General features: G+C 40.7%; 9 protein-coding genes. 7 read left to right on the top strand and 2 right to left on the bottom strand.

The genetic code is table 11. The features are described from left to right. The first annotated feature begins 104 nt into the window (after window positions 1-104). From PGQ38_RS18845 to PGQ38_RS18815, 7 genes are all read left to right on the top strand, one after another. Window positions 105-434: a hypothetical protein gene (locus PGQ38_RS18845; RefSeq protein ID WP_270433094.1), complete on the top strand. Its 330-nt coding sequence runs from the start codon at window positions 105-107 to the stop codon at window positions 432-434. Window positions 435-600: 166 nt separating this feature from the next. Then, window positions 601-1,446 carry a DUF4866 domain-containing protein gene (locus tag PGQ38_RS18840; protein WP_270433092.1) on the top strand — a complete coding sequence of 282 codons (846 nt, stop codon included), beginning with the start codon at window positions 601-603 and terminating at the stop codon, window positions 1,444-1,446. Then, window positions 1,401-2,690 carry a threonine/serine exporter family protein gene (locus PGQ38_RS18835; protein ID WP_270433095.1) on the top strand — a complete coding sequence of 430 codons (1,290 nt, stop codon included), beginning with the start codon at window positions 1,401-1,403 and terminating at the stop codon, window positions 2,688-2,690. The genes PGQ38_RS18840 and PGQ38_RS18835 overlap by 46 nt, the downstream gene beginning before the upstream one ends. 194 nt (window positions 2,691-2,884) lie before the next feature. Next, window positions 2,885-3,394, top strand: a complete 510-nt coding sequence (locus PGQ38_RS18830; protein ID WP_118580558.1) for a Uma2 family endonuclease — start codon at window positions 2,885-2,887, stop codon at window positions 3,392-3,394. 212 nt (window positions 3,395-3,606) lie between these two features. Continuing rightward, window positions 3,607-4,392, top strand: coding sequence for a transglutaminase-like domain-containing protein (locus PGQ38_RS18825; RefSeq protein ID WP_173718698.1), 786 nt, complete (start codon window positions 3,607-3,609; stop codon window positions 4,390-4,392). Between the two features lie 124 nt (window positions 4,393-4,516). After that, a complete protein-coding gene (locus tag PGQ38_RS18820; protein WP_173718699.1) occupies window positions 4,517-4,783 on the top strand; it encodes a type II toxin-antitoxin system prevent-host-death family antitoxin in 267 nt (88 codons plus the stop codon). 2 nt (window positions 4,784-4,785) lie between these two features. Next, window positions 4,786-5,103, top strand: coding sequence for a type II toxin-antitoxin system RelE/ParE family toxin (locus PGQ38_RS18815; protein ID WP_118580564.1), 318 nt, complete (start codon window positions 4,786-4,788; stop codon window positions 5,101-5,103). A gap of 228 nt (window positions 5,104-5,331) precedes the next feature. On the opposite strand, the gene PGQ38_RS18810 is transcribed toward PGQ38_RS18815, so the two are convergent. Together PGQ38_RS18810 and PGQ38_RS18805 are read right to left on the bottom strand one after the other, a co-directional pair. After that, entirely contained in the window at window positions 5,332-5,667 is a 336-nt protein-coding gene (locus PGQ38_RS18810) for a type II toxin-antitoxin system RelE family toxin (protein ID WP_118580567.1), read from the bottom strand. Then, the gene (locus tag PGQ38_RS18805) at window positions 5,664-5,987 is read right to left on the bottom strand and encodes a type II toxin-antitoxin system Phd/YefM family antitoxin (RefSeq protein ID WP_173718701.1); all 324 of its coding nucleotides are present in this window, start codon (window positions 5,985-5,987) and stop codon (window positions 5,664-5,666) included. The genes PGQ38_RS18810 and PGQ38_RS18805 overlap by 4 nt, the downstream gene beginning before the upstream one ends. Window positions 5,988-6,374: the final 387 nt, after the last annotated feature.

Raw genomic sequence — 6,374 nt, 5'->3', positions numbered from 1 at the left:
GCTGCGGCAAGGGAATTAAAAAACACAATTGTAGCTGGGCGGGTTTAAAACCAGCGTATGGAGAAAATTTTAGTGAGTTGTAAAAAACTTGGAGGAGGTATTCTATGGATTACATCAAAGAAGCAAAAAAACTTGGGTTTTCAAATGCGGCAATCATGGATACACAAAAACTTGTGTTCAAACCGGAATACCGAAAGTTTAAAATGGCGAAGCTTGCGCACAATAAACTCACCGAACAGCTGGCCTCTAAAATAATGGAATCTGGAAATACCGACCTGCTGATCATGTCCGCTGGTCCTTACAGGCACCATTCCTGCATGTCCGCCTACTGTGTTGATGCCCAGGAAATGGCAGATGCGGTGGGAATGATCTGCTGGGGGACCGATGATAAGATACGGTATTTTTCACAAATTTTATTTCATGGAAACTTGTAATGGAAAACACATACAACGGTCAATGATATGGCAGACATAAAAATATGATATGAAAGAGAAACCTTTCATCCTATTGCGGTATGACTATAACAATGCTATAATCCCTCCCGAAAAGAGACAAGTACAGCTCTCATCATGATCCAAACAGAAAAAGAGGCGTTTTAGTATGAAAACAGTTTTACCAAGAGAACAGGCTGTAGAAGATATTTTTTCCAAAATCCTGGCTTCCCCGGAGGCATCAAGAAGACTTCGTGAAGTGTTTTACCAGTATCTGGATGATGAACATATGCTGGTGGATGAGGATCCGGACCACTTTTTGCAGGTACTCTTTCACGCTTACCAGAACGGGGATGTAAGTGCCCTTCTTCTGGAATTGTGCGGAAAAAGTATGTTTGATCTGCTCCGCGAAGCCTATCTGATCCCAAGAAAATTCCATGGAAAGGCAGGAGAGAATCCGGTCCTTCTTACCAATGTGGAAGGGAAGCTTCTTAAAGATGTTGGAAAGATGGTTTCCGCCCATGACTATGGAAAATTTAAGGAAACCTTTGACCGGCATGAATGCGTACCAAGATCCAGACTTTATCTGGCAGATGGATATGACATTGTACGCTCTTACACGGATGGATTGGAAATTAAAGAGGAAAAAGAAGAGTGCCAGCGTGGGATTTTAATCCTCTATGCACTTCCGGATACCTGTAAGCTGGGGCTTACAGAAGCGCAGGCTTATGCGGTTGTATGGAAGACTTTCCAGGAGATCCAGCAGGCAGCACCCCGTGCAGTGGTCTTTTACGGACAGGAGACCGGTGTAAAAAAGGAAAATCCTGAGAAACCCTTTGATGAACTTGGCGTTCTGCTTCCCATCCATGAGTTTGAAAAGAAAATGCTCCAGCATATGGAGGAAATTGACGGGATCGTCCTTGCCTGCAGGGAGCGGATGATGGAACTAGCTGGAAATGACAGCCTGAAATTTATGAATACACCGATGAAAATGGCCAAAATACTCCCGTTATAAATGCAAGCATCACCGAAAAGGCTTCCATTATCGGACGTGTGGGGATCATGTTTTTATCCTGTGGGACTGGAGCCTGGAGGGTCCGAAGCTCCATGAATGCCCTGGCCGAAGCAATGGGAATTACCTGTACCGCAGATATCGGACTGATGTCCATTGAGTACACCTGTTTTGATGGGGAAAATGGCTTTACCCAGTCTTTATGCCTTACCAATACAGGGGTGAATACGTCAAAGCTGAACCGGCTGGAGCATTTTATCCGCAATTTTGAAACAGAGGGAAAAAACATGTCCGGGGAAGAGCTTCACAGCTATCTGGATGAAATTGAAAGGATCCATGGCCTTTATTCCCCGGCTGCCCTGGGACTGGCTGCCGCCATTGCATGCTGTGGATTTACCTTTCTTTTAGGCGGAGGACCAGTAGAGATGTTTTGTGCTTTTATTGGAGCAGGACTTGGAAATTTCCTTCGCTGCAAGCTGACCAAGCATCATTTTACCCTGTTCCTTGGCATTGTTTCCTCTGTCTCCCTGGCATGCTTTGTATATGCAGGATTATTAAAATTAGGGGAAATCCTGTTTGGGATTTCCATTCAGCATGAAGCAGGATATATCTGTGCCATGCTTTTTATCATCCCTGGTTTTCCCTTTATTACCAGCGGAATCGACCTGGCAAAACTGGATATGCGTTCTGGTATGGAACGGCTTACTTATGCACTGATTATTGTTCTGGTAGCCACTATGTCTGCCTGGATCATGGCTATGCTTCTTCACTTACAGCCGGTGGATTTCATAAAGATCCATATGCCTGTTGCAATGTGGATCCTCACACGGCTTATTGCAAGCTTTTTCGGCGTGTTCGGTTTCTCCATCATGTTTAACAGTCCGGTAAGGCTTGCCTGTTCTGCAGCAGTGCTTGGGGCGGTTGCAAATACCCTGCGGCTGGAGCTTGTGGATCTTGCCGCCTTACCTCCGGCAGTGACCGCATTTATCGGAGCTCTGACAGCCGGGCTTCTGGCCTCCCTTCTGAAAAATAAGGTGGGCTACCCAAGGATTTCCGTTACCGTTCCTTCTATTGTGATCATGGTACCGGGGCTTTATTTATACCGTGGATTTTATAATCTTGGAATCATGTCCTTATCTGTGTCTGCCTCCTGGTTTGCAGCTGCACTTCTGATCATTGCAGCGCTTCCGCTTGGACTAATCTTTGCAAGGATTTTAACAGATAAGGCGTTTCGGTATTGTACCTGACAGGTGCAAAAAGCGAGTCACGGAGGGCCAACACCCCTGTTTATGCACCAATCTTAAAAAAAATTACTTTTCCAATCTACAGGGAGGATGCTATAATGGAGGAGACAAAAATAATTCTTTTCTTTTAATAGAGAAGAGTGGAATTTAGAGAAAACAAGAAGTTCTTTATATTGTAAAATGCAGGAGGGTGAAATATGGATTGGGATCTTAAAATAACAGATCTGGAAGGATCTACACCAGAGCACTCTGCTGTAATTGTAAATTTTGTTGCAGCGGTCAGGCACCAGTTAAAAAATAGTACTTGCTATGTATATTCGGATAATGTGCAATACCGTTTCAAAGATAACCAGGGCAATAACAAGATTGTGATTCCGGATGCTTCCATAAACTGCCGTACGAAATCAAGGCGTGGAAACACTTTTACAGATGCGCCACGTTTTGTTATGGAGGTTTTGTCACCATCAACAGAAAATTATGACCGGACAGAGAAAATGCAGCTGTATTGTGAGCAGGAGATTGAAGAGTATTGGATCGTTGACTGGCGTAAAAAAACAGTTGAAATCTATGAACTGGATTATGAGGGGGAGATTCCCAAATACTATCTTTTAAAAACAGTCACAGAAGAAAATAAGGATGAGTTACAACTGCTTCATTTTCCAAAGATAAAGATTACCTTTGACGAATTATTTGAAGAAATTGATTAGTGCTTGTAACCAAGACCGCAATAAATGTGATAGGTGAAATTGCGAAAAAAGGATATTTGATTATAAATAAGAATTGTAAAAGTGATTTGCAAAATAGTGAATCACTTTTTTATTTGAAAATATTTTTTTCAAAAATCCTATTGACACAGAAAAAATCAAATTGCTACATTGGAACTGCAACAGGAAATGGTTTCGAAAATGGAGGGTTTGCGATGAGAAAAGCAAAAAAATGTAACACAGGAAAGAAGAAATTCGTAGTTGTTTGGCTGGCATTGGTAGTTTTGTTCCTTGGAAGCTTTATAAGGCCAGTGGATGTCCAGGCTGCAAAAGTGAAACTGAACAAATCGGCGGTTACCATCTATCGGGGAGCTTCCACGTCGCTGAAAGTATCGGGAAGCAAAAAGAAAGTAAAATGGAGTTCTTCTAAAAAATCCGTTGCATCTGTTTCGGCTTCTGGAAAAGTAACTGGAAAAAAGGGTGGATCAGCATACATCTGTGCAAAAGTGGGAAAACGTACCCTGAAATGTAAAGTGACCGTAAAAGAGCCGAATAAATCCAAACGCCTTAATCTGGCCAAGAAAGAAGCAAAGAAAATCGTAAAAAAATATGTGGCTGCGGATCTGAATGCAAAGGAGCGGGCTTTTGTATTGTTCCGGTATCTGACCGAGCATTGTTCCTGGCAGTTAAACCAGTCTTCAGAAGCCTACCAGAAGAATTATGGAAATGAAGCTTATGCAGCTTTGGTAATGAAAAAAGCAGCCTGCTCAGGATATGCAAAAGCGTACACACTGCTTTGTGAGGCTGCGAATGTTCCGGTACGGCATGTGAATGCCGGCAGCTGGACACACCAGTGGAATGAAGTAAAGGTAAACGGTAAATGGATCAAGGTAGATGCTTACGGTGGAACTTTTGCAGATACAACCGGAATTCGAAGATCCTTAAGAACCTCAGCTGAGGATCAGGAACAGCTGGTATTTCATTTTACGATTGAAAGATGATTTCAGAATGAAAATAGAGAAGCTGGTGCAGAAATGGAATAGGTCTGTAATTGGTATTGACAAATATAGCATAATAAAATTATAATATGTATATAATATTACTATGAAAGCGAGAGGTGATCTTATGAACATTCGTCCATCAGCTGCTATTAGACAAAATTATAATGAGATTGCAGATCTTTGCCGTAAATCTTCAGAGCCTGTTTTTCTGACAAAAAATGGAGAAGGTGATCTTGTGGTGATGGATATTGAATCCTTTAACCGACGGGAGAAAATGTTGAAATTAAGAGAAGAACTGCTTGCTGTTGAAGAGGATCGTCTGGCAGGAAGAACAGGATGCAGTCTTGATGAATTGGACAGTTATCTTGATAATATAATAGAAGAGGGATGAAAATGTCAGAAAGAAGAAAATACAAAGTTATCGTATCGGACCGGGCGAAGCAAATGCTTGGAGTACATATTCGCTTTCTGGCACAGGTAGATAAGGATGCCGCAAGAAATAAGAAAAAAGAATTAATGGAAGCAATGCGTTCATTAGCGTATAGTCCAAATCGTTTTCCTTTTTTGAATGAACCTTATATTCCATGTAATAAATATCACAAAATGTTTGTGAAAAACTGGTATTTGATTTTATATCAAATTGAGGATGATACAGTTTATGTGGATTACATTTTAGACTGTAGAAAAGAGTATAATTGGCTCATCCGTTGAACCAGCAGTCGTACTTATTTGCAACTAAAATGTGACATGATTGCAACATATCTAAAAATGCAGAGATGTATCGCTGGAGGTGAGCATCCCTGCATTTTTTATGGGTACATTGTGATTCAATTGAAATAGTATGAAAGAACTATAAGGGGTATCGGTGGTTCACGGTAATTGCTTGTGTATTAACAAAAGCTTTATACAGATGAATGTAATCACTTAAAAAGGTGCAGGTTAATCAAAAAGATTGTGTTTATTCGCTCTTTTCTGAGCAATTTCATATACTTCTTCGTCTGCTCGGACGCCGATTACAATAATCATCATAGACGATTCGGTACGGCGAAGCTGATATACAACACGCAAACCAGCAGAGCGGAGTTTGATTTTCAGAAGTCCGGCAAGATTAGTACTGCTGTGATTACCAAGCGGTTTTCCATAACCTTGTTCTTCAACAGGCAGTGGATTTTGCTGAACTTTTTTGATGGCCTTCAGAACAAGAATACGCTGACTTCCATCTAGGTCTTTTAAGTCTTTTTCTGCTTCAGGAAGGTATTCTAGTTTCCAATTCATTCAATGTCTACCTCGTCAAAACCGGTAAGATTGTCTTCTGTAATACCAAGACGGCGGTTCATTTCTTCCTCAGAAATTAAAGTGGCAGGATTAAAGTGTGCCATACGTTCAGAAGCAACGGCAAGAAGACGAGCATCATTTACCTCATCCATTAGACGGACGTATTCTTCAGGGGAAATGAGAACACATTCTGCAACGTTGTTTTTCATTACGACTTTAGCACCACTCTGCTTCACATCTTCAAAAATTTTTCCAGCAAGGCCACGGTTAAATTGGCTGATTGGAACCGTATTTTTAATTGCACTCATAACAGATGCCATAATCGTCAACTCCTTTCTTTACTTGTATTATAGCAGATACCTGCAAAATATCAACTAATTAATCAATATATTTACTGACAAATATACGCGAAATGGAATCCTTTAGGTATTGCCTTTCGGGTGATGGTGATTTTATCTCCTAATGATTGAAATATCTTCTAAAAAATAGTGAAATTTAGGAGATAAATAATTACCTGGGAGATTGGTTATAAGAATTTACTGGAATAAAAAATTTATTAGGCTTGAACTTTTGAAGATTTTTGCAGCCAATATTAGCAAGTGTATTTATTTGCAACTAAAATGCGACACGATTGCAACATCCATAATATTGACTTCAGATTCTCTTTATAATAGAATGGTACTCGTAAAAAGAAGGCACGAAAAAGC

The sequence above is a fragment of the Blautia faecis genome, assembly GCF_027662325.1.
GTDB classification, from domain to species: Bacteria; Bacillota; Clostridia; order Lachnospirales; family Lachnospiraceae; genus Blautia_A; species Blautia_A faecis.
The sequence above is the reverse complement of the archived record's forward strand: the minus strand, read 5'-3'. Positions and strand labels throughout refer to the sequence as shown.

Bases quoted from the DNA above. Each gene is read 5' to 3' on its own strand.
- PGQ38_RS18845 (WP_270433094.1), top strand. From the start codon at position 105: ATGGATTACATCAAAGAAGCAAAAAAACTTGGGTTTTCAAATGCGGCA.
- PGQ38_RS18840 (WP_270433092.1), top strand. From the start codon at position 601: ATGAAAACAGTTTTACCAAGAGAACAGGCTGTAGAAGATATTTTTTCC.
- PGQ38_RS18830 (WP_118580558.1), top strand. From the start codon at position 2,885: ATGGATTGGGATCTTAAAATAACAGATCTGGAAGGATCTACACCAGAG.
- PGQ38_RS18825 (WP_173718698.1), top strand. From the start codon at position 3,607: ATGAGAAAAGCAAAAAAATGTAACACAGGAAAGAAGAAATTCGTAGTT.
- PGQ38_RS18820 (WP_173718699.1), top strand. From the start codon at position 4,517: ATGAACATTCGTCCATCAGCTGCTATTAGACAAAATTATAATGAGATT.
- PGQ38_RS18815 (WP_118580564.1), top strand. From the start codon at position 4,786: ATGTCAGAAAGAAGAAAATACAAAGTTATCGTATCGGACCGGGCGAAG.
- PGQ38_RS18810 (WP_118580567.1), bottom strand. From the start codon at position 5,667: ATGAATTGGAAACTAGAATACCTTCCTGAAGCAGAAAAAGACTTAAAA.
- PGQ38_RS18805 (WP_173718701.1), bottom strand. From the start codon at position 5,987: ATGGCATCTGTTATGAGTGCAATTAAAAATACGGTTCCAATCAGCCAA.